22 protein-coding genes and 5 tRNA genes are annotated in these 23,247 nt (G+C 48.4%); 15 read left to right on the top strand and 12 right to left on the bottom strand.

Annotated features, from left to right (window positions below; all coding sequences use genetic code 11):
• The 5 genes from H579_RS0122985 to H579_RS0123005 all read right to left on the bottom strand — a co-directional run bounded on the left by H579_RS0122985 (position 1) and on the right by H579_RS0123005 (position 572).
• Positions 1-76: transfer RNA gene (locus H579_RS0122985), tRNA-Val, on the bottom strand.
• A gap of 72 nt (positions 77-148) precedes the next feature.
• Positions 149-226, bottom strand: a tRNA-Asp gene (locus tag H579_RS0122990).
• Between the two features lie 57 nt (positions 227-283).
• Positions 284-359 (bottom strand) — tRNA-Val (locus tag H579_RS0122995).
• Between the two features lie 14 nt (positions 360-373).
• Positions 374-450, bottom strand: a tRNA-Asp gene (locus H579_RS0123000).
• Between the two features lie 46 nt (positions 451-496).
• Positions 497-572 (bottom strand) — tRNA-Val (locus H579_RS0123005).
• Positions 573-1,554: 982 nt separating this feature from the next.
• Here H579_RS0123005 and ccoN point away from each other — a divergent pair.
• From ccoN to H579_RS0123065, 12 genes are all read left to right on the top strand, one after another.
• The gene (gene ccoN / locus H579_RS0123010) at positions 1,555-2,973 is read left to right on the top strand and encodes a cytochrome-c oxidase, cbb3-type subunit I (RefSeq protein WP_028302597.1); all 1,419 of its coding nucleotides are present in this window, start codon (positions 1,555-1,557) and stop codon (positions 2,971-2,973) included.
• 17 nt (positions 2,974-2,990) lie between these two features.
• Positions 2,991-3,599, top strand: a complete 609-nt coding sequence (ccoO, locus tag H579_RS0123015) for a cytochrome-c oxidase, cbb3-type subunit II (protein WP_028302598.1) — start codon at positions 2,991-2,993, stop codon at positions 3,597-3,599.
• A 6-nt stretch (positions 3,600-3,605) separates the two neighbouring features.
• A complete protein-coding gene (locus tag H579_RS0123020; RefSeq protein WP_028302599.1) occupies positions 3,606-3,791 on the top strand; it encodes a CcoQ/FixQ family Cbb3-type cytochrome c oxidase assembly chaperone in 186 nt (61 codons plus the stop codon).
• Entirely contained in the window at positions 3,784-4,680 is an 897-nt protein-coding gene (ccoP, locus tag H579_RS0123025; protein WP_028302600.1) for a cytochrome-c oxidase, cbb3-type subunit III, read from the top strand. Before H579_RS0123020 ends, ccoP begins: the two co-directional genes overlap by 8 nt.
• 143 nt (positions 4,681-4,823) lie before the next feature.
• Complete coding sequence (ccoG, locus tag H579_RS0123030) at positions 4,824-6,287, top strand: cytochrome c oxidase accessory protein CcoG (RefSeq protein ID WP_028302601.1); 1,464 nt, start codon at positions 4,824-4,826, stop codon at positions 6,285-6,287.
• Between the two features lie 6 nt (positions 6,288-6,293).
• Complete coding sequence (locus tag H579_RS0123035; RefSeq protein ID WP_028302602.1) at positions 6,294-6,812, top strand: FixH family protein; 519 nt, start codon at positions 6,294-6,296, stop codon at positions 6,810-6,812.
• A 48-nt stretch (positions 6,813-6,860) separates the two neighbouring features.
• The gene (locus H579_RS27330; RefSeq protein WP_036567319.1) at positions 6,861-9,320 is read left to right on the top strand and encodes a heavy metal translocating P-type ATPase; all 2,460 of its coding nucleotides are present in this window, start codon (positions 6,861-6,863) and stop codon (positions 9,318-9,320) included.
• 29 nt (positions 9,321-9,349) lie between these two features.
• Entirely contained in the window at positions 9,350-9,652 is a 303-nt protein-coding gene (gene ccoS / locus H579_RS27335; RefSeq protein ID WP_036567320.1) for a cbb3-type cytochrome oxidase assembly protein CcoS, read from the top strand.
• 23 nt (positions 9,653-9,675) lie between these two features.
• A complete protein-coding gene (locus H579_RS0123050; protein WP_102049423.1) occupies positions 9,676-10,359 on the top strand; it encodes a sulfite exporter TauE/SafE family protein in 684 nt (227 codons plus the stop codon).
• Between the two features lie 76 nt (positions 10,360-10,435).
• Positions 10,436-11,830, top strand: a complete 1,395-nt coding sequence (gene hemN / locus H579_RS0123055; protein ID WP_036567322.1) for an oxygen-independent coproporphyrinogen III oxidase — start codon at positions 10,436-10,438, stop codon at positions 11,828-11,830.
• A 186-nt stretch (positions 11,831-12,016) separates the two neighbouring features.
• Positions 12,017-12,796 carry a fumarate/nitrate reduction transcriptional regulator Fnr gene (gene fnr / locus H579_RS0123060; protein WP_084624317.1) on the top strand — a complete coding sequence of 260 codons (780 nt, stop codon included), beginning with the start codon at positions 12,017-12,019 and terminating at the stop codon, positions 12,794-12,796.
• Positions 12,797-12,877: 81 nt separating this feature from the next.
• The gene (locus H579_RS0123065; protein ID WP_028302606.1) at positions 12,878-13,417 is read left to right on the top strand and encodes a phosphoribosyltransferase family protein; all 540 of its coding nucleotides are present in this window, start codon (positions 12,878-12,880) and stop codon (positions 13,415-13,417) included.
• Positions 13,418-13,488: 71 nt separating this feature from the next.
• On the opposite strand, the gene ttcA is transcribed toward H579_RS0123065, so the two are convergent.
• Positions 13,489-14,334 (bottom strand): tRNA 2-thiocytidine(32) synthetase TtcA, encoded by an 846-nt coding sequence (gene ttcA / locus H579_RS0123070; protein WP_028302607.1) that lies wholly within the window; start codon positions 14,332-14,334, stop codon positions 13,489-13,491.
• A gap of 280 nt (positions 14,335-14,614) precedes the next feature.
• Here ttcA and H579_RS0123075 point away from each other — a divergent pair, with 280 nt between their 5' ends.
• From H579_RS0123075 to H579_RS0123090, 3 genes are all read left to right on the top strand, one after another.
• Positions 14,615-15,217: a DNA-J related domain-containing protein gene (locus H579_RS0123075; protein WP_028302608.1), complete on the top strand. Its 603-nt coding sequence runs from the start codon at positions 14,615-14,617 to the stop codon at positions 15,215-15,217.
• The gene (locus tag H579_RS0123080) at positions 15,214-16,296 is read left to right on the top strand and encodes a polysaccharide deacetylase family protein (protein ID WP_028302609.1); all 1,083 of its coding nucleotides are present in this window, start codon (positions 15,214-15,216) and stop codon (positions 16,294-16,296) included. The genes H579_RS0123075 and H579_RS0123080 overlap by 4 nt, the downstream gene beginning before the upstream one ends.
• Positions 16,297-16,566: 270 nt before the next feature.
• Complete coding sequence (locus tag H579_RS0123090; protein ID WP_028302610.1) at positions 16,567-17,520, top strand: glutathione S-transferase family protein; 954 nt, start codon at positions 16,567-16,569, stop codon at positions 17,518-17,520.
• A 326-nt stretch (positions 17,521-17,846) separates the two neighbouring features.
• Here H579_RS0123090 and H579_RS27340 read toward each other — a convergent pair whose 3' ends face one another.
• The 6 genes from H579_RS27340 to H579_RS0123115 form a co-directional block, all read right to left on the bottom strand.
• Positions 17,847-18,287 carry an exonuclease domain-containing protein gene (locus H579_RS27340; protein ID WP_342662811.1) on the bottom strand — a complete coding sequence of 147 codons (441 nt, stop codon included), beginning with the start codon at positions 18,285-18,287 and terminating at the stop codon, positions 17,847-17,849.
• Entirely contained in the window at positions 18,281-18,469 is a 189-nt protein-coding gene (locus H579_RS30015; protein ID WP_342662812.1) for a 3'-5' exonuclease family protein, read from the bottom strand. Before H579_RS30015 ends, H579_RS27340 begins: the two co-directional genes overlap by 7 nt.
• Positions 18,470-18,504: 35 nt before the next feature.
• Positions 18,505-20,340 carry a DUF294 nucleotidyltransferase-like domain-containing protein gene (locus H579_RS0123100; protein WP_028302611.1) on the bottom strand — a complete coding sequence of 612 codons (1,836 nt, stop codon included), beginning with the start codon at positions 20,338-20,340 and terminating at the stop codon, positions 18,505-18,507.
• A 257-nt stretch (positions 20,341-20,597) separates the two neighbouring features.
• Positions 20,598-21,104 carry a hypothetical protein gene (locus tag H579_RS0123105; protein ID WP_028302612.1) on the bottom strand — a complete coding sequence of 169 codons (507 nt, stop codon included), beginning with the start codon at positions 21,102-21,104 and terminating at the stop codon, positions 20,598-20,600.
• Between the two features lie 109 nt (positions 21,105-21,213).
• Positions 21,214-22,968, bottom strand: a complete 1,755-nt coding sequence (locus H579_RS0123110) for a sodium:solute symporter family protein (RefSeq protein WP_028302613.1) — start codon at positions 22,966-22,968, stop codon at positions 21,214-21,216.
• 6 nt (positions 22,969-22,974) lie between these two features.
• Positions 22,975-23,235: a DUF4212 domain-containing protein gene (locus H579_RS0123115; RefSeq protein ID WP_028302614.1), complete on the bottom strand. Its 261-nt coding sequence runs from the start codon at positions 23,233-23,235 to the stop codon at positions 22,975-22,977.
• Positions 23,236-23,247 lie beyond the last annotated feature (12 nt).

A 23,247-nucleotide genomic window follows, 5' to 3' on the forward strand; every position in this document is an offset into this window, starting at 1 on the left:
TGGTGGGTGGTACAGGGATCGAACCTGTGACCCCCAGCTTGTAAGGCTGGTGCTCTCCCAGCTGAGCTAACCACCCACTGGCTTGTAGCTTCTGATTAAAAAAACCAAAACAACTACAGGGAGATGCTTAATTATTTTTAAACTTAAGTGGCGGACCGGACGGGACTCGAACCCGCGACCCCCCGGCGTGACAGGCCGGTATTCTAACCAACTGAACTACCGGTCCACTATATAAGATTAAAAATCAAGCTAATCGCGCTGGCCAATATGCTTAAAGCAAAATTGGTGGGTGGTACAGGGATCGAACCTGTGACCCCCAGCTTGTAAGGCTGGTGCTCTCCCAGCTGAGCTAACCACCCAGCGCGTGATGAATTGGCGGACCGGACGGGACTCGAACCCGCGACCCCCGGCGTGACAGGCCGGTATTCTAACCAACTGAACTACCGGTCCGCATATCATCATTCAAGTTAACGGGCCACTCTTTAATTAAAAAGAATGGTGGGTGGTACAGGGATCGAACCTGTGACCCCCAGCTTGTAAGGCTGGCGCTCTCCCAGCTGAGCTAACCACCCCCTCAACTTGTGGCGCAAATTATATGCAGAATAATTTTTAAGTCAAATCTTTTTTCTAAAAAAATTAAATTATTTTTCATAGGCTTACGCAACCTATCTATTCAGCGGGGCTAGCGCGACAGTCAGAGAGAGAAACCCTTTCTTCAGACCTTTGTATAACGCCATTATGCTGGAAGACACAGATAAAAGAGGACAGATACCAACCAGATAAAGACGTCTAAAGTACACCCTTTTATCCGTAACACTATGATTAAAAAGGAAGCAAAGATCCAACAGTAACACTGAACACAAGAAACTCCAGATATAACGACCAGCACTGACTTCGAAAACAACCAGAATACTTTGCTTTGATCAAACAGCCTTTTCCCAAAAGATAGCTCCCCCATGACACTTAAGATTCTGAGCTCTCAATATTGCATGCTTACAGCACAAATCAGTCCGTAACTGAACGAGATTACAGGGTTTCATCACCTCATCTATTGCTTCATTTATATGGCAAAACACCATCATCACAACTATCCACTTAAGCAAGCACACATTCGGCCAACCCAAAACGGCAATAAATTGATCAAAATCAGTAAAAGATCAGCTTATTTACACATGCTCATTACCCCATACTTTTTATAAGACAACCAGGCCTAAAGACCGTAAGAACGGCTTTTCCCAGTATTATACTCAGGATTAAAAAACCCTACATAGGTCAACAAACCCCTATCACCATTGAGTTTTTGCTACTTTCGGCTATGCCATAAGCGCAAATTTGCTGTTAAAATTGCTGCGCTTCTTGTACCTACTATGAGGAAGTGGGTACACGAAGGATGACACTCTAACTCTCGGTTAATGCACGCGATTCAAAGCCCATGGTGCGGTGCGGCGAATTGTCGCGCATACCTTGATATGCGTCATTGCCAAGAGAGCCGTTGTTTAACAGACTTCGGCTGGATTCCTTTACTTTCTAACTCGCTGTTAATGGGAACCTGACATGAGCACAGCAACTGAACAACCGACCTACAATTATAAGGTGGTCCGGCAGTTCGCCATCATGACAGTCGTTTGGGGTATCGTCGGCATGGCCGTCGGTGTCTTAATCGCTGCTCAATTGGTGTGGCCGGCACTTAACTTTGACACTGCATGGCTTAGCTTTGGTCGTTTACGTCCATTGCATACTAACGCCGTGATTTTCGCCTTTGGTGGTAGCGCCCTGTTCGCAACCTCCTACTACGTAGTACAGCGTACCTGTCAGGTTCGCCTGTTCTCCGATACTCTGGCTTCCTTCACCTTCTGGGGTTGGCAGCTGATTATCGTTCTGGCGGCTATCTCTCTGCCACTGGGCATGACGTCCGGTAAAGAGTACGCCGAACTGGAATGGCCAATCGATATTCTGATCGCTGTGGTTTGGGTTGCTTACGCAATCAACTTCCTGGCGACAGTTAAGATCCGTAAAACCTCCCACATCTACGTGGCAAACTGGTTCTACGCGGCCTTTATTCTGACCGTTGCAATCCTGCACATTGTAAACAGTGCCGCTCTGCCAGTAAGCATGACTAAGTCTTACTCTGCATACGCCGGTGCTATCGATGCAATGGCACAGTGGTGGTATGGTCACAACGCTGTAGGCTTCTTCCTGACTGCGGGCTTCCTGGGTATGATGTACTACTTCGTACCTAAGCAGGCTGAGCGTCCGGTATACTCCTACCGCCTGTCCATCGTACACTTCTGGGCTCTGATCTGTACTTATATGTGGGCGGGTCCACACCACCTGCACTACACTGCTCTGCCTGACTGGACTCAGTCTCTGGGTATGATCATGTCTCTGATCCTGCTGGCTCCTTCCTGGGGTGGTATGATCAACGGTATGATGACCCTGTCTGGCGCATGGCACAAACTGCGTAACGATCCTATCCTGCGCTTCCTGGTTGTATCTCTGTCTTTCTACGGTATGTCTACCTTCGAAGGCCCGATGATGGCGATCAAGACTGTAAACGCCCTGTCTCACTACACTGACTGGACTATCGGTCACGTACATGCGGGTGCTCTGGGTTGGGTTGCGATGATCTCTATCGGTGCAACTTACCACCTGATTCCACGTGTATTCGGTAAAGAGGCTATGTACAGCTCTAACCTGATCAACGTTCACTTCTGGCTGTCCACCATCGGTACTGTACTGTACATCGCTGCGATGTGGGTTAACGGTATCCTGCAAGGTCTGATGTGGCGTGCAGTTAACGCTGACGGTACTCTGACTTACAGCTTCGTAGAAGCACTTGAAGCAAGTCACCCAGGTTTCTTCGTTCGCTGGATGGGCGGTGCATTCTGGGTACTGGGTATGCTGCTGATGGCCTACAACGTCTTCATGACTGTTCGTAGTGCTGAAGCCAAGCCTGTAGCACAGACTGCCTAAGGTAAGGATCTAGAGACATGAAACACGAAAACGTCGAAAAGAATATCGGCCTGATGATTGTACTGATCCTTGTTGTGGTCAGTTTCGGTGGTCTGGCTGAGATCGTACCTCTGTTTTTCCAAAAGCAAACCACGCAACCGGTTGAAGGCCTGAAGCCTTTGACTGCACTGCAGGTTGAAGGTCGTGACATCTACATCCGTGAAGGCTGTTATGTATGTCACTCTCAAATGGTTCGTCCGTTCCGCTCCGAAACCGAGCGCTATGGTCACTACTCTGTTGCTGGCGAATCTGTATGGGATCACCCATTCCAGTGGGGTTCCAAGCGTACAGGTCCTGATCTGGCTCGTGTAGGCGGTCGTTACTCTGACGATTGGCACCGCGCTCACCTGTACAACCCTCGTGACGTAGTACCTGAGTCTAAAATGCCATCTTACCCTTGGCTGTTCAGCAATACTCTTGACGGTAGCAATACTGCTAAGAAACTGGCGACTCTGCGTACACTGGGCGTGCCTTACACTGATGAAGATATCGAAAATGCTAAAGCTTCTGTTCAGGGCAAAACTGAAATCGAAGCAATGGTGGCCTATCTTCAGCAGCTGGGCACTGTGCTGAAAGACAAACGGTAAGGATTAATGGACATCAATACCTATCGCGGCATTTTAACCATTCTTGTAATGGTGGGCTTTATAAGCTTGATCTTTTGGGCTTATAGCAAACGACGGAAGAACGACTTCGATGAAGCCGCGAATCTGCCCTTTGCCGACGAAGATGACCATAACCTGAGAAAATCAGAATTGGAGAAAAAAGACCATGAGTAGCTTTTGGAGCGCATGGATCATCGTCATCACCTTAGGCGTGATCGCAGGATGCTGGTGGGTGCTGTTTGCCAACCGCTCAGCTGCACCTAAAGGTGAAGTGAAAACTATGGGTCACAGCTTCGATGGTATCGAAGAATATGATAACCCTATGCCGCGCTGGTGGTTCTTCATGTTTATTGGAACCATCATTTTCAGCCTGATCTACCTGGCTCTGTACCCAGGCCTGGGTAACTACAAAGGTGTTCTGGGCTGGACTCAGGAAGGCCAATGGGCTGAAGAAGTTGCTTACGCAGATGAGCACTACGCACCAATTTTCGAGCAATATGCAAAGATTCCAGTTGAACAACTGGCTAAAGATGCAGAAGCGATGAAAGTAGGTCAGCGCCTGTTCGCTAATAACTGTTCACTGTGTCACGGTTCAGATGGCCGCGGTGCATACGGTTTTCCAAACCTGACCGACAACGACTGGCTGTATGGCGGTACTGCCGAGGCAATCGAGCACACCATCATCAATGGTCGTAACGGCCAGATGCCAGCTTGGGGCGAAGTATTGGGCGACGAAGGTGTGAACCAGATGGTTCAATACGTTCTGAGCCTGAGCGGTAAAGAAACGGATGCGGCAGCTGCTAAAGTAGGTGGCGCAACCTTCGGCGCGATGTGCTCTGCATGTCACGGTGCTGACGGTAAAGGCGTTCAATTGCTGGGCGCACCTAACCTGACTGACGATACCTGGCTATACCTGAACCCTGAATGGGGTCTGGCAAAGTCTGTTGAACAGTCTATCCGCCTGGGCCGTAACGGTCACATGCCTGCACAGGCTCGTTACATCGGTGAAGACAAAGTTCACCTGGTAACCGCCTACGTTTACAGCCTGTCTCAAGGCAAGTAAACCTAAAGGAGTGCGACAGAGTGTCGCACTCCTTTTCCCTGCCCCCTGCCTGCAAAATCCCGTAAAATTAGTATCACCTGAACCTGTATTATAAAAACTTCCTGGTTCAACCTATTGGTACGAAAATAAGGTTGGTTAGTGAGATGACGGATAGAATTCCTACTCAGGACATTACCGATGCCGCCCAGAAGAAGGCAGCAGAGTTGCGCGCAGCAAAAGGGCGCAAGGAAGAGAAACTGCAAAACAGCGAAGATCTCTACCAAAAACGTAAGCATATTTATGTACGCAAAGCGATTGGCTTCTTCACCAATTTAAGAAACATCCTGAACTGGGTGATGCTGGTTGCCTACTTTACCTTCTCCTGGCTGCAATGGGATGGCAAACAAGCAATCCTATTTGACCTACCGAATCGCCAGTTCCACGTATTTGGTTACACCTTTTTCCCCCATGACTTTATGCTACTGTCATGGATTCTGATTATCTGCGCCTTCCTGCTGTTCTTTATGACCGTATTTGCCGGTCGGGTTTGGTGTGGCTACGCCTGTCCACAGAGTGTCTGGACCTTTCTGTATATCTGGGCAGAGCGCATCACGGAGGGGCCGCGCAACAAGCGTATGTCGCTGGATCGCAGCGAAATGACCAGTGAGAAATTGCGCAGAAAGACCGCTAAACACTTACTATGGCTCACTATCGCTCTGGCAACAGCTTTTGCCTTTGTCGGTTATTTCTCTCCCATAAGAGACCTGGGGCCGCGTATCCTGGAGATGGACCTGGGCCCTTGGGAGATGTGGTGGTTATTCTTCTTCACTGCGGCAACCTATATCAATGCAGGCTGGATGCGTGAGCAAGTCTGTATCTACATGTGTCCGTATGCACGCTTCCAGAGTGTAATGTTCGATCGTGATACACTGGTGGTATCCTACGATGCCGCTCGCGGTGAAAACCGTGGTCGCCGCAAGAAAGGTGCCGACTACAAAGCGGAAGGACTGGGTGACTGTATCGACTGCGGCGTCTGCGTTCAGGTATGTCCTGTGGGTATCGATATCCGTGACGGCCTGCAGTACGAGTGCATCACCTGCGCCGCCTGTATCGATGGCTGTGATGAAATGATGGACAAGATGGGCTACGACAGAGGCCTGGTCCGTTACACCACAGAAAATGAGCTGGAAGGCAAGAAAACTCATATTCTACGCCCTCGCCTGATCGGCTACTTTGTCGCTCTGATGGCAATGGTTATAGCCCTGGGCATTGCCGTGAATGATCGCGTACCTCTGGAGCTGGAGATCCTGCGTGATCGTAATCAGCTGTACCGTATGGATGTGAATGGCAATATCGAAAACAGCTATATCATTAAGATTGCCAATATGGACCAGAAAGAACATAACTATGCTCTGAGTGTAGAAGGTCTGGCCGGACTGGAACTCGTAGGCCAAACTGAAGTCTCAGTAAGCGCCGGCGAGGTGATCAACCTGCCTGTACGTATCATCCTTCACGAATCAAAGATGAACGTACCGAGCGCGGACATTCAGATTACAGTGAAATCTTCGGACAATTCAGGCCATGAAATGACCAAAGAATCACGCTTTATCAGTGCAGTACAACGGTAACTTTACATGCAAAACACGAATAGCAACTCCACTGTGTGGTACAAACAGTTTTGGCCCTGGTTCCTGCTGGTACCTCTCATAGTAACTGTCATTGTCGGCATTACCATGCTGACCCTGTCTATCAAGTTTTTTGATGGTACGGTGAATGACAACTACTACAAAGAAGGCCTGGCCATTAACCAGGTGCTCCAACGGGACCGTACCGCGGCAGAGCTGAATATGGCTGCCGATATGAAGGTGGATGAGCTAACCGGTGAAGTTGTACTCACCCTGGCAGGTCAGCTGCAAAGCTGGCCTGAACAGCTGAGACTGCAGATGATCAATCCAACCCGAGCAACACTGGACTATGAGATCGCTTTAAGCCAGATATCCAACAACCACTACCGTGGTCAACTGGAGAAAATTCCGCAGAATTTCTGGTATATGGATGTTTCACCCGTTGCAGACAACACCTGGCGCTTGAAAGGTGGCAGCAAGTTCCCTGCTACCGAAGCTATTATCTTTAAAGCCGGTGCTCAACAATAAAAAGCCCGGCAATGAAGTACATCGGGTTGAACAATAAGTAGGGCTGAAATGAGCTTATCCTGTTATCACTGCGGCGAACCGGTTCCTGCCGGTTCCAACTTCTCTGTTGTTATTGATAATGAAAAACACGATATGTGCTGCCTGGGCTGCGAAGCCGTAGCCCATGCCATTGTCAATGGTGGCTTAGAAAACTACTACCGTTTTCGGGATGGCCCTGCAGCCCGACCGGATGAACTCAGCGACGAACAGCAAGCTGCCTTTGCCCTTTATGATCGGGAGGACGTACAAAATAGCTTTGTGCGCACTCTCGATAATCATCATAAGGAAGCGTCCCTTGCTACCGAAGGCATTACCTGTGCGGCCTGTGTCTGGTTGATCGAACACCAGATCAGTAAAACCGCAGGCGTCGATAGCGTACGCGTTAACCTGAGTAACCACAGGGCCAGCCTGAGCTGGAACCCGGAACAGGTTGATCTCAGCAAACTGATGGCACTGTTCTCTGTCATCGGCTTCCAAGCTTTCCCTTATCAGGCCGACGAACAACAGGAACGCCTGGTTAAAGAAGAGAAAAAAACCATTCGTCGTTTGATCATTGCCGGTGTCGGTATGATGCAGGCGATGATGTTTGCCGTAATGCTTTACGCAGGTGCCTTTCAGGATATGGAGGAGCAGTATGTCATGCTGTTTCGCTGGTTATCCCTGGTCGTCTCTACACCTGTTATTCTTTATTCTGCACAACCATTTTTCCGCGCCGCTATTCGGGACTTCCGCAGTCGTCATCTCACTATGGATGTACCTGTTTCCCTGGCTATTGGCGTTGCCTTTGCTGCCAGCGCCTGGGCCACCATCACTAATAGTGGTGAGGTCTATTTTGACTCGGTGAGCATGTTCACCTTCTTCCTGCTCTTTGGCCGCTATCTTGAGATGCGTGCCCGGCACAGGATTGGTCGCAGTGGTAACGCCCTGAATACCCTGATTCCTACCAGTACCACCCGCCTGAATGAGCAGCAGGAAGAGGAAGTGGTACTGACCCGCGAGCTGGCCGAAGGCGATATCCTGCTGGTAAAACCCGGTCATACCGTACCGGCGGACGGCGAGATTATCGAAGGCCAGAGCAGCCTGAATGAATCTGCTCTGACCGGTGAATACATGCCAGTGTCCAAGCAAGCGGGCGACAAGGTACTGGCGGGCACCATGAATACCGAAAGCCCGCTGAAGATTCGCGTGGAAAAAACAGGTCAAAATGCCCGCGTGGCTAATATCGTACATCTACTGGATCGCGCCTTCTCCGAGCGCCCCAAAACCGCAGAGATCACCAACCGTGTAGCTCACTGGTTTGTATTTGGCGTATTAATATCCACCTGTGCCGTAGGCTTGTACTGGTGGCAGCACAAACCGGAAGATGCTTTCTGGATTGTGCTATCGGTACTGGTTGTGACCTGTCCTTGCGCGCTATCTCTGGCCACACCAACGGCACTGACCACTTCGACTAACGCTCTGCGTGAAAAAGGCCTTCTGGTTACCCGCGGTCATGTTGTCGAAACACTGGCACAAGCCACCCGTATTGTATTTGATAAAACCGGCACCCTGACAGAAGGTCGCTTAGTGCTAACCGAGACTCAAACCCTGGTTGACGATCTGGATGCAGATACAGCCCGTAAGCTGGCCGCCGCACTGGAACGCAGCTCCGAACACCCGATTGCCCGCGCCTTTGATGAATATCGCGGTTATTATCTGGCCGAACAGGTGACCTCTACACCGGGTAAAGGCCTGGAAGGTGAGATTCTGGGCGATAGCTACCGTATCGGTACACCTGAGTTTGTCACCGACCAAAGTGATGCCATTGCCCCCCCTTGCGCCGAAGGCCAGTGGCTGCTCCTTGGCAAAGAAAACCAACCGATTGCCTGGTTTGCTATCGGCGATCATATTCGTTCTGATGCAGCCCAAGCAGTGCAATCACTGCAAGCGCTGGGACTGGAAGTGGATCTTCTGTCCGGCGATCAATCCGGTGCAGTAAAAGCCGTTGCCGAACACACCGGTATCACCAATGTTCGCTCTGGTGCTACGCCAGAAGATAAACTGAGCTATATCCGAGAACTGCAAGCTCAGGGTGAAAGCATTATTATGGTCGGTGATGGCGTTAACGATGTACCGGTATTGGCCGGTGCAGATGTGTCTATTGCCATGAGTAATGCCACCGATCTGGCTAAAACCAGCGCCGATGCGCTATTGATGGCCAGTCACCTGCAACGTATTGCCGACAGCATTATCCTAAGCCGTAAAACACGCCGCGTAATACGCCAAAACTTAACTTGGTCATTAGCCTACAATTTGACAGCACTGCCATTGGCCGCAGCAGGGATTATTCCACCTTATCTGGCCGCCATCGGTATGTCGGCCAGCTCTCTGATTGTGGTGATGAATGCCCTGCGCCTAAATAAGGGCGCACCTAAACTGCAAACCAGTCAAACGGCGAATCAGGCCAAGCAAGCTTCGGTCACCGGTTAATCAGCAAATCATTTATACGAGATACCAAGATGAGTATTTTATTTCTGCTAATTCCACTATCTCTGATTTTGCTGGGCGTGGCGATCTGGGCATTTTTCTGGGCGGTGGACTCCAACCAATTTGATGATTTAAGCGGCCCGGCTTACAGCATTCTGTACGATGATGATGCCGAAGCCACAGAGAAAGCAGAAGCCCGTAAAGCCGCTGGCTTGGATGAGCCTGCTACGGAGCCTGCCCCACAAGAGACAGCACAAGCCCAGACAGAAAGTCACAACGAAAGTGATCGGTCAGGCTCTGATAATATGAATGCGGCAGAGAAAAAAGACAGCTGATCATGGAACACGCTGGACACCTAATGGAGTCGGTAAATCTCACAGCAGCCTTTCTGTTTGGCCTGATGGGCGGCGCTCATTGTATCGGTATGTGTGGCGGTATTATGAGCACCCTGGCTCTGGCCCGTAGTCAGCACAGCAGCCTGATAACTAATCTGTTGGCCTATAACTTCGGTCGCATCCTGACCTATACGCTCACCGGTGCTTTAGTGGCCTTTTTTGGCACCTTGCTGAGCGAACAACTGATTTCGATTGGCACCGCCTTACGCATCTTTGCCTCTGTTATGTTGATTATGATGGCACTCTACCTCGCCAACTGGTGGAAAGGCCTGGTGCATATCGAACGAATAGGACGCTATCTCTGGCGTTTTTTTCAACCTCTGGCCTCTAAACTAATGCCTGTACGTAATGCAGGACAGGCGCTGTTATTAGGTTTAGTATGGGGCTGGCTGCCTTGTGGCCTGATTTACAGTGTCTTAATCTGGACATTATCAGCCTCATCCCCCTTAGAAGGCGCACTGATTATGCTGGCCTTTGGTCTGGGCACCCTGCCTGCAATGATCCTCACTGGTGGTCTGGCCGCTCAATTTAAACAGCTCAGCCAATCACCTATTTTACGTTCAGCATCCGCAATATTGATCATCGTCTTTGCAATCTGGCAGCTGATGCCATTATTCTCTGGGGATCTGATCCACAGCGGCCATTAATACTGATTCGCTTTTAATTTTTAATAGCTTTGACTGATAGCTAACAGCCTGATCAAAGCCAGAAGTAGGTAATACCATGAGTAATCTGAGCCAAATTGAATGGGACCACGACCTGATTCAGCGTTATAACATCTCAGGCCCACGCTACACCTCCTATCCAACCGCCGTTCAGTTTACCGATCAGTTTGGTGAAAACGAGTATAACGCCGCGGTACAACGCAGCCGTGACGCCGACAGTCCTCTGTCGCTGTATTTCCATATCCCTTTCTGTGACACCATCTGTTTCTACTGTGGCTGCAACAAGATCGCCACAAAGGACACCGCAAAGGCTGAACCTTACCTGGAACGGGTCTACAAAGAGATTGCTATGCAAGCCGAACGAGCCGGTAGTAATGACCGCCTGGTAAAACAGCTGCACTGGGGTGGTGGTACGCCGACCTTTCTAAGCCATGAGCAGATGCGTGATCTGATGGCAGAAACCCGCAAGCATTTCCAACTACAGGGCGACGACGAAGGAGATTTCTCCATTGAAATCGATCCAAGGGAAGCCACGGGTCAAACCATGGAACTGCTGCGTGAATTGGGCTTTAACCGTGTCAGCCTGGGCGTGCAGGACTTTAACCCGGATGTGCAAAAAGCAGTTAACCGTATTCAATCAGAAGAGATGACACAGGATATTCTGGATCACGCCCGTCGTTTAGGTTTCCGCTCGCTGAATATCGATCTGATCTACGGCCTGCCCCTGCAAACAGTAGATACTTTTGCCGAAACGCTGGAGACCATTATCAAGATGAGCCCGGATCGTATCTCGGTCTTTAACTACGCTCATTTGCCGGAGCGCTTTAAGCCTCAACGTCGTATCAATAACGACGATTTACCCTCACCGGATACCAAGCTGCAGATTCTGGAACACACCATTAACCGCCTGGTTGAAGCCGGTTACGTTTATATCGGTATGGATCACTTTGCCAAACCTGACGATACTCTGGCAATCGCTCAGCGTGAAGGCAAGCTTCACCGTAACTTCCAGGGTTATACCACCCACTCCGACTGCGATCTGATCGCCATGGGTGTCTCTTCCATCAGCCAGCAGGCTAATACCTACAGTCAGAACGCTTATACCATCGAAGAGTATCAGTCTGCTATTGATGAAGGTCGTCTACCGGTGATCAAGGGCATTGAGCTGACCGAGGATGATATTCTGCGCCGTAGCGTTATTAACCAGATTATTTGCCACTTTGAACTGGATGGCGACCTGATTGGTGAACAGTTTAATATTGACTTTAATGCTTATTTTGCTGAAGAGCTGGAATTTTTAGAGCAGCATTGCCGTGATGGCCTGGTGACTCGCGAAGAAAACAGATTTACAGTCACTCCAGCAGGTCGCTTACTGGTACGAGCAGTATGTATGGCTTTTGATAAGTATCTTGATAAAAAAGCCTTAACGCAGTCGTATTCCCGCATTATTTAACTGGTTACTATAGAGTTATCACTTCAATTAAGAGTCAGCCTCACCCAGGCTGACTTTTTTGTTTCGATGAAATTTTGCTAATAAATCTGATATGCGTCAAAAAACCTTTGCGTAAAAAGGCAAAATGTTCATAATGAACTACGACCTAGATTGTCAACGATTATTAAAAAAGCCCGGAGTTCAGTCATGCCAAAAGGGCAACTAAAGGGAATCTGCTTTCACCCCAGCAAGGAAACCAAGTGCGTTACTTGCAGCTTAAGCTCACTGTGCCTGCCAATTTCCCTCAATTTTGAGGATATTGATCAGCTTGATAAAATCATTAAGCGCAGACAGCCGTTGAAAAAGGGTGAGCATCTGTTTCACCAGGGCGACCGTTTTGATTGTGTGTATGCGGTACGTTCAGGCAGCGTTAAAAACTACGCCATGACCAATGATGGTGAAGAGCAGATCACAAACTTCCATCTACCCAGCGAACTGGTGGGTCTGGATGGTATCGATTGTGATACCTACCCTGTTTCTGCCAAAGCGTTAGAAACCACCACCGTCTGTGAGATTCCTTTCTCACGCCTGGAAGAGCTGGCGAAAGAACTGCCAGAACTAAGGTCTCAGATTCTGCGTATCATGAGCCGCGAGTTACGTGATGATAAGCAGATGATGATGCTGCTGAGCAAGAAAAACGCTGAACAGCGTGTTGCAACCTTCCTGACCAACTTATCCACCCGTTTTAAACGCCGTGGCTACTCCCCTTACACTTTCCGCCTGCCCATGTCCCGTAACGAGATAGGTAACTATCTGGGTCTGGCAGTAGAAACCGTAAGCCGGGTATTTACACGCTTCCAAAACAGCGAACTGATTGCAGTTAACGGCAAAGAGGTCCATATTCTTAATATGGATGATTTAAGTGAGCTGGCTGGTTTACCGGATTTTGAAGCGCGACAGGTCGAAGTCACCAACGCGGCCGGATAACGAAGCACAACTGATCTGGATAACACTGGATAACATCAGGCCTGCTCACAGGGAATAACTGCCCCAGTGTAGGAGGCCTGTATGATTATCGATCAAGTCTATCTTAAGAATCTTGTTACCTGTGTGCCTGACTTTCCAAGTAAAGGGCACAAATTCAGAGACCTTTCCCCCTTATTAGCTGACCCCAAAGCCCTGCAGATTGCCTGCGACCTATTAATTCATCGTTATACCGGTTCTGATATCAGTGCAGTAGTTACTGTCAGTGATAGCGGTTTATTACCCGGATCTATTGTGGCCTATCGCTTACAAAAACCTCTGATTCGTATTCGACCACCACAAATGATTCCAGGTCCAAGCTTTGAGGAAAATGTCGATAATGCCTTGGGCCATCAAGCCGTTGCTTTAAGCGAAAGCGCCCTGAGTGCCGATGACAATGTTCTGCTGTTTGATGATGCCATCGCATCCGGTGAAAGCATGTTGGCTGCAGCGGCGCTAGTCAGACGCTTCTCCGCTCGTATTCATGAAGCCTGCACACTAATTGATCTGCCAGACGCGGGGGGACGGGAAAAGCTGATTGAGCAGGACGTGTCTTTTTACGCCTTAATGACATTTGAAGACTGAGGCTGGACAACAGTATTGAACAAAAACGGCAGATCAAAACAGATCTGCCGTTTTCTTTTATCAACTGATTTTTAACTTGCTGCATCCACAATTTCGATGCGATTCGCCATCATACTCAGCTGTTTCTGTTCCAGGTTTTTAAAATCAAACAGCTCATTATCTGCCAGCTGTGATGGCGCTACATTTTGCATAGCGCGGAACATAATCTCCAGGCGACCCGGATGTTGTTTTTCCCAACCCTGCAGCATCTCTTTAATCACCTGACGCTGCAGACCATCCTGAGAACCGCACAGGTTACACGGAATAATCGGGAACTGCTTCAGTTCGGCAAACTCAGCAATATCTTTCTCCGGGCAATAGGCCAGAGGGCGGATCACAATATTCTTGCCATCATCACTCAATAGCTTAGGCGGCATCGCCTTCATAGTGCCACCATAGAACATATTCAGAAACAGGGCTTCCAACATATCATCTCTACGGTGACCCAAAGCGATCTTGGTTGCACCGATCTCTTCCGCAAAGCCATACAGAGAACCACGACGTAGACGGGAGCACAGCGCGCAGGTGGTTTTGCCTTCCGGCACTTTCTCCTGCACGATGCTATAGGTATCACGCTCCAGAATGTGGTACTCCACATCCAGAGTTGCAAGATATTCCGGCAACACATGCTCAGGGAAGCCTGGCTGCTTCTGATCCAGATTCACCGCGACCAGCTCAAAGTTAACCGGTGCACTCTTCTGCAGATTCATCAGAATATCCAGCATGGTATAGGAATCTTTACCACCGGATAAACACACCATTACCTTGTCGCCTTCCTGGATCATGTTGAAATCAGCAATCGCCTGTCCCACATGACGACGTAAACGCTTTTGTAGCTTGTTGAATTCGCGTTTCTCTTTCGGTAATAGTTCCTGCATGATCGCTCCGGATGGATAAGATATATGGCATACATCCCCAAAAAAAGTACTTAGTTATATCACTAAGCTACAGCTAACAGAGAAAACAACTGTCGCTGTATGGAAACTTTTATTTGAGTGCGTTATAAAAACTGGCTCTTTTACCCAAATTCATCACATTTGTAAACTGAAATCAGGTAGAAAAAAACAGAAAATTGGCAACACTTTGATGTATAAAGCGTTTATGATAAACCTTCATTGTATAAATTGTTTTCCGCATAGATTTAGGTAACAGCGTCTAATGAATACTCTGCAACGATCTCGTCTGCTGGACACGCTGCAGCTGGTACTGGAGGCCCACCCTCAGGGGCTGAACGAACACGCTCTGATTAAAGCTCTTGGAGATGTGGGGGTGATAGAAGTCACAACCCAAACCTTCTCAGATACCATGACGCTGTTTCGCACCCATTTTCTGGTTTATAACGCACTTTATGAACTGAAAGATGAGTTAATCCGCAAAGCACATTGGATTCTTGAAATCTCTGCGGTCAATATCAAGCTGCACCCCTACGAATTCGGCCACCAGCTGTTGAGCCAAAAAGACCCCATGCGGGACTACTACCTTGATCTCAGCGCCCTTCAGGAAACCACTGAAGAAGAGCTGGATGACATGCTGCGCAATTTCTGGAAAAAGATCGATATTGAAGAGGAAAAACAGGTTACTCGTGGACTGAGTTCAAGAGCGTTAAAATGCCTGGATCTTGAAGAACCAATCACTTTTGCCGAAATAAAAAAGCAGTACCGGAAATTAGCCATGCAGCATCATCCGGACCGTGGCGGTGATGCCACTAAAATTCAGGAAATCAACGAAGCGATGGAAGTTCTTAAGGCGGCCTTTAGATGATCAAAGCTCTCAACAATAGACTCTGGCAACTCGTCCTACTACTTACAGCGGCGATCCTACCAGTCACTGAAGCCATAGCTGCACGCCATGCAGTCATCCTGCAATATCAACATATCAGTGATCGCACACCTCCCAGTAAAAGTGCCACATTAAAAGACTTTATCTCTCATCTGGATTATCTGGAACAGAATAACTACAAAGTCTGGCCATTGGAAAAAATTGTTCAGCGCATCCGCAATAAACAGAAGCTGCCTGATCGAACCGTAGCAATCACCTTTGATAACGCCTACAGCAGCGTTTATGAGAATGCCCTGCCTCAACTTGTTCGCCGAGGGTTACCCTTTACCATATTTGTAGCCGCCGCACCTATTATGAAAGAACATCCACTCTATATGAGCTGGGATCAGTTGACAGAAGCACACCGCCAAGGCGGTACTATTGGCTCCATGGGCCTGATGGCCACCAATATGGCCAAAACCCTACCCGGTGAATTTCCTGAACAGAAACAAGCGCGCCTGAAGCGCGAACTGGAAATGAATGAGAAAGCCCTTCAGAAGAAACTAGGCATTAAACCAACGCTGTTTGCCTACCCTGAGGGCCAAGCAGATAGCCAAGCAAAAAAGCTGATAAAACAGATGGGCTATACAGGCTTTGGCCTGCAGCAGGGCCCTGCGAGTCGCTTTAGCAGCACAACATACCAACCTCGTTTTGCTGCCACTGGCTCTGCTAAAAATATCCAGAACCTTAAAGTAAAACTAAGCAGTCTACCGATGCCTGTTCGTCGGGTGAAAGCAGGTAATAGTATTTTATTGCATGATAACAACCATCCTGAAGCCGTCGTCGAGCTGTATTCCGGCAGTTATGTATTAAGTGGTTTACGCTGTAAAAACGGTCAGGGCTTACCTGTTGATCATTACCTTCGAGGCTCAGAAAACAAGCCCAGCTTTATGCTTAAAAGCCGTCAGGGCGAAGATGTGGGCCTGGTGGAATACTATTGCACCGCACCACACGATAAGTCCTCACGTTTCTATTGGTTTTCTCATACCTGGATTCGCCCTAATGAGGATGGCAGCTGGTAAACCCACGCCAGTAGATGATGAACACTCACTTTCTCGATTCATATAGGGAAAGTGAGTACATAAATATTACCCTTTCTTCCTACCTTATCAGGAATATTCACCAGCTCCAGCTCCAGCTCCAGCTCCAGCTCCAGCTCCAGCTCCAGCTCCAGCTCCAGCCTTTTATCATCAGTTCGATTTAATCGAAAGATAAGCCTGTTTTTTGCTAATTTTCTTCTTAAATGGCTCTAGGTAAGCTAGTTAACAGTTAGCAAATATGAGGTTATAACTATGGGTTTATTAGTTGATGGGCAGTGGCAGGATAAATGGTACGACACCAAAAGCAGTCATGGACGTTTTATCAGAGAATCCGCCCAGTTTCGCGATACATTACCTTCTGAGCGATTTCCTTTAGAAGTAGGCCGCTATCATCTCTATATATCCCATGCCTGCCCCTGGGCTCATAGAGCCATGATTGTCAGACATCTAAAAGGACTGGAAGATTTAATCGACGTTACTGCAGTATCACCGGATATGCTGTCTGAGGGCTGGCAATATGATCAGCCAGAGCCTAACTATGGCTTTACCCGCCATCACCAGCTTTATAGTAAAGCGGATTCGGGTTACACCGGGCGCGTAACCGTACCGGTACTCTGGGATAAAGAGACACACACTATCGTCAATAACGAGTCCGCTGAGATTATCCGCACCTTCAACTCAGCCTTTGACGATCTGACAGATAACAAAATCGATCTTTACCCACAACACTTACAGCAAGAGATTGATGCCCTCAATGATGCGATTTATCCAAGCATTAATAACGGTGTCTATCGCTGTGGTTTCGCTACCAGCCAGGAAGCCTACGAAGAAGCCTTTCAGCAGCTGTTTACCCAACTGGATAAGTTGGAGGATCTTTTACAGGAAAATAACTACCTGACTGGCGACTACCTCACCGAAGCCGACATCCGCTTGTTTACCACTTTGATTCGCTTTGATCCGGTCTATTACGGTCATTTCAAGTGCAATCAAAAACGTCTGCAGGATTACCCGGCATTATGGGATTACACCAAGGCGATCTATCAGTTTAAAGGGATCAGCGAGACGGTACATTTTGATCATATCAAGCGTCATTACTACTACAGCCATGACACCATCAACCCAACCCGCGTTGTTCCTGTAGGGCCTGATTTAAGCGATTTGGAGATACCCGCTCTAAGACCTGAGCCAAAGCTATACAGAGGATAAAGCAAGCCAATCAGGCTGCACTTAAGAAAGAGCACAAGAAGAAACAGAGAAAAAATAAAGAAGGCCTGCAAGATATTGCAGGCCATAACAGTCTACAAAGTAGCACTGATTTTACGGAGATCTTATCATGCTGATATCAACACACTAAATATATCACTGCTTCCGCCACAACTATTGCAACAACCAGGTAGCATAGCAAAAGCTAATACCTGCTAAGTACCCGAAAATAAATATTCCGATATTTTCCGGCCGAAGCGGCCGGAAAATACGGGTTTTATACGGGAAAAGTACTGTGTGCTTACTTATGAACGAGAGACTCCCAACGATTATGACGTTGGTACAGGGCCTTTCAATAAGCGAACGTACATCAGCGCAGTCGTGGTGGCATCGCCAAGCGCACTGTGGCGCTGCCCCACCATAGGCACACCCAATTTCTCTGCAATCTTCTCAAAGTGCAGATCAGGTTGAAGCTCTGGGTTCGCACGCTTCACCTTATTCAAATAACGGTGTGACAGCTCAATGGTTTTATTCGGCAGACTAAAGCCAAAACGCGGGCGAATAAAACGGTTCAGCACCGTAATATCATAGTCGATGTAGTAACCCATAATTGGACGATTACCGACAAATTGAAGCAGCTGCTCCAGAGCATCCGGCAGCACCTCACCACCTCGCAGATCAACTCCACGAATACGATGAATCTTAATGGAGTCACCGGTCAGGCTCTCTGGCTTTTGCAACTTAATATCCAGTTTTTCACTGGTCAGCACCTGACTGCCTTTAATTTTACTGCAGCGATCGAAACCAGCTCCGCTTTTTGCGGGTCCAGATCTGTCATCTCACAGTCCAGAGCGATCACTTCATCGCCATCATACGGCTCAAACATAAAGGCGTAATCGCCATCTTTATGAGCCCATTTATCGGTAGCACTTCTTATTGTTTTTAAAACCATTTTGCTTACCTCACAGGAGACCTTGAATATTATTTTTATCGGTCGAGGTGATATCTATGTGACATCCTCGACTTAAATTCTTTCACCATGTGCAGCGCTTCGCGTAATAGATCCCGATCCAGCTTATTTAAACTCACCGCACTGACCATATTCCCCTCACCCAAGGAGGCTTGCCCGGTTTCAACTTTTAGCTGTTGCTGCAAACGCAGAGTGCTCAATACCACTAAAGCTTCTGCCAGATCATCAGCAAATTTGCGCTTCATCACACGCTTCTCTACCAACGCCTCTATACGTTCAAAGGTATTGGTTTCTTTAATTTTGAACTGTAATGCCATGGTACGAATACCATGTACAATTGGAAAAATACCACCCTTTTTGATATCCATGGCATCCGATTTTTTCAGACCACCAAAGAAGGTCAGCGGGGTACTGAAACGACGCAGCGGCATAGCAAAGTAAGAGTAAAATACCTCATTACCTTCCAGAGCACGGAACAGATCATCACGCAGCTTATTAAATAGACTGGTATTACCGGCAACAGCATGGCCATCCACAAAAATCGCCAGATTCATCAGACCGTTACCTTCTACCGAGGCCGTCCAGTTTTTCAGCGTTTTGCGCCACTCGGATTCACGCATCACCCACTCAGGGTTGGATACCATAATCTTGCCAGGACACAGCGGATAACCGAAATCCAGCAAGGTCGTGGTGAACTTATCCATCACCTTACTGCACTCATCCCAATCAAGATCATCCGCTATAATCAGAGCATTATCCTGATCAGTCTTCAGCACCTGCTCACCACGGCCTTCACTGCCCATCACCAGCAAACAGGTTTTCTTACGAATCTCTTCCGGCACCAGTTGTTCATAGGCCTTGGCAATAATACGGCCATTCAGGGCCGCTAACAGATCCATAGCAAAGCGCACTTTTACACCCTGAGCGACCAGGCCATTTACCAGCTCTGTTGTTCCCTTTGCCGCGACCGCCAGCTCTTCCAGATTATTCGCCCGCTCAATCTGCAAACCAATAACGTGGGATTGACTGGAGAAGAAACTCAGCACATCTGTCAGCTCAACAAGACCAGCCAACTCACCATCATCAAAGGCCACCACACGTTGAATTTTATGACGGGTCATCAGAACCAGTGCATTAAACAGGAAATCATCGGACTCTACTGTTAGCAGGTTATAACTGGCCAGATCACAAATATCGCCATCCAGCCCCATATCCTGCAACACGACACCTTCCAGCAGATCGGTCCGGGTCACCATGCCATACTGATCGCCTTTTTGAACCAGAAGGCAGTCAGCATGCTGTTCTCGCATGGTACGAGTGGCTTCAAGAATGGTTGTGCCAGAAGGCAAAACAACGGCTTCGCGCAGGACGGAATCTTTCACCATCGCCAGCATAAAGGAAGACATATCGCCGCCGCCCAACTTCTCACTGCGACGTTGCTCAAGCAGGCGCGCCTTCTCTGCCAGGGTATTCTGAAAATAAGCCGCAAAAGCCTCATTGGCCTCCAACAGCTCCAAAAAAACTTCTTTGGGTAGTTGCCAAGAAATCGTCTCTTCCAGAGCACGGAAAGTGTAACGACTGGAACCATTAATAATGGCAATCGCTCCAAACAGATCTTCATGGGCGTATTCACGAATCACACCGCCATCCGGATCTGATTCCTTAACTTTAGGATCTAACTCGGCAACTGCACCTTTTAACACCACATAGACAGACTCAGCCTCTTGACCCGCATCAAGGATCGTCTCGCCATCACCAAAGTAACCAATATCAAGGCGAGAAACCAACTTGCGCTGCTCTTCCGGGCTGAGCAAATCAAACGGCGGATGAGAAAGATCAAACTCACTGCTCATAGATTTTTTATCCTAATTATCAGAGCCTGTTATCACGGTATCAATAGTGTTTAGAGCTGGACTGGCCATTCTATAATGAATGGATAATAGGCCAACAATCACGTAGACCATCCCGGCCCCAACAACTAAACAACGCTATAGAATTATGCTATGGAACAATCTAGCAGACCCATTAGTCAGCTGTAAGCCGTACTTTAGTCTCAACGCTACAGCTGACTAAGAAAAGAACGAATAAAGCAGAAGTGATGAAATAAAAATCAGAGACAGACTTTGGATAACAAAGGGTCACTTGCCAGCAGCAAACGCTTCTGACTGACATCCAGAGAGCCCTTCTCATTTATCGGCAGTAACTCGCGGGAACCACAGTTCAGTACAAAGTGATTATTCGCAACACGGTCAGTGTAATGTTTCTCAAAACGGTACAACACAAACTCTGCTACGCGCTGATCACCAATCATACGGGTATCGATGGTTTTGGTGTCCAGTACCGTAAATGCAGAGGTCATCGGAAAGACGTAGGTCCACGGACGCCAGATCTTACCTGGAGCTTCAGAGGAAACGATATAGGACTCGGAAGGCAACTTCTCGAGTTTGTGCTCATACCAGCCATAATCCATATTGATTTGGTAAGCCAGCATTCCCGCTCCGGCAAACGCAGGGATAAACCATTTCGGAATAATACCCCGACTCAGTTTACGCAGTATCAAAGCGATACCTGCTGCCGCCAAACCTGCCGAAAATGCTGCTAATAAATGCCAGATCATAAAAACCTTTTCCTCAAAACGTATCCTGAAAGTAAAACGGGCTTCCTGTCATCCAGGAAGCCCGCTCTCACTTTATGTCCTTATGTAGAAAGAGTCTACATCCGGATCATTAGTGGTCAACTGCAGCGCCAGCACCTTTAGGGTAACGTACGCTTTCAACCAGATCTTGAATCTCTTGAGGTGGCTCTTCAGTCGCAGAGGATACTACGAATGCCACAGTGAAGTTGATGATCGCACCAATTGCACCGAAGGACAGAGGAGAGATACCCAGAATCCAGTTATCAGGATTATCAGGCAGGTTCGCAGTACCTGGGATGAAGAACCAACCTTTATACATGAAGATGTATACCAGAGTGATAATCAGACCAGACAGCATACCCGCAACCGCACCTTTGTTGTTGATGCGCTTGGAGAAGATACCCATCATCAGCACAGGGAAGATAGATGCTGCCGCAATACCGAACGCCAGTGCTACTACCTGAGCCGCGAAGCCGGGAGGGTTCATACCCAGATATGTTGCGACAGTGATTGCGACGGTCATAGAGGCCCGTGCCGCCATCAACTCGCCTTTCTCTGAGATATCCGGATTGATTGATTTCTTAATCAAATCGTGACTAATCGCAGAGGAGATAGCCAACAGCAGACCTGCAGCAGTGGACAGTGCAGCAGCCAGACCACCAGCAGCGATCAGACCGATTACCCAACCAGGCAGCTGTGCAATTTCAGGGTTAGCCAGTACCAGGATGTCGCGGTTGTAAGTCAGCTCGTTACCATTCCAACCACGGTCAGACATATCAGCCTTGCCGTTATAGAATTGGATGCGGCCGTCGCCATTCTTATCTTCAAATGTGATCAGCTTGGTTTCTTCCCAAGTCTTCATCCAGTCAGGACGCTCGTCGTACTTGATAGACTCAGCCTGTACACCATTCGGGTAAACAGTGTTGATCAGGTTCAGACGCGCCATAGAAGCTACCGCAGGAGCAGTCAGGTACAGCAGAGCGATGAAGATCAGCGCCCAACCCGCAGACCAACGTGCATCAGCAACTTTAGGTACAGTGAAGAAACGGATAATTACGTGTGGCAGACCTGCAGTACCGATCATCAGAGTCAGAGTAAACAGAACCATGTTCAGTTTATTCGGAACATCCGCGGTGTAGGCCGCAAAGCCAAGATCAATCACCAGCTGATCCAGTTTAGCCAGCAGAGGCATACCAGACTCAACATGATCACCGAACAAACCAAGCGCAGGGATTGGATTGCCGGTCAGCTCCATAGAGATGAAGATCGCAGGAATGGTGTAAGCGATGATCAGTACAACATACTGAGCAACCTGGGTGTAGGTAATACCTTTCATACCACCTAGTACTGCGTAGAAGAATACTACGACAGAAGCGATAACCAGACCGGTGTCTTTATCTACTTCCAGGAAGCGAGAGAATGCAATACCCGCACCCGCCATCTGACCAATTACGTAGGTCACAGAAGCAACAATCAGACACGCTACAGCAACCAGACGTGCAGTCTTGCTGTAGAAACGGTCACCGATGAAATCTGGCACAGTGAACTTACCAAACTTACGCAGGTAAGGAGCCAGAAGCATTGCCAGCAGTACGTAACCACCGGTCCAACCCATCAGGAAGGAAGAGTTTGCGTAACCACCAGCGGCCAGAAGACCAGCCATGGAGATGAAAGATGCTGCTGACATCCAGTCCGCCGCCGTTGCCATACCGTTAGCAACCGGGTGAACACCACCACCAGCAACATAGAACTCTTTCGTTGAACCCGCACGGGCCCAGATTGCGATACCAAAGTAGAGCGCGAAGGACGCACCTACAAAGAGTACGTTAATTAGAAACTGATCCATTACAGATTACTCCTCAAGTCCCATGTCACGATCCAGCTTATTCATTCTCCAGGCATAGTGGAAAATGATACCGATGAAAGTCAGAATTGAACCTTGCTGAGCAAACCAGAAACCAAGATCGGTACCACCGACTGAAATGCCAGCAAGCATAGGACGCAGAAGAATTCCAAGGCCGTAGGACGCGATAGCCCAAACGACCAGGCTGCCAATGATCAAGCGAACGTTCGCTTGCCAATAGGCAACTGCTTTGGATTTATCATCTACCATAGTGATGCTCTC

Source organism: Oceanospirillum beijerinckii DSM 7166, assembly GCF_000422425.1.
Lineage (GTDB): Bacteria > Pseudomonadota > Gammaproteobacteria > Pseudomonadales > Halomonadaceae > Oceanospirillum > Oceanospirillum beijerinckii.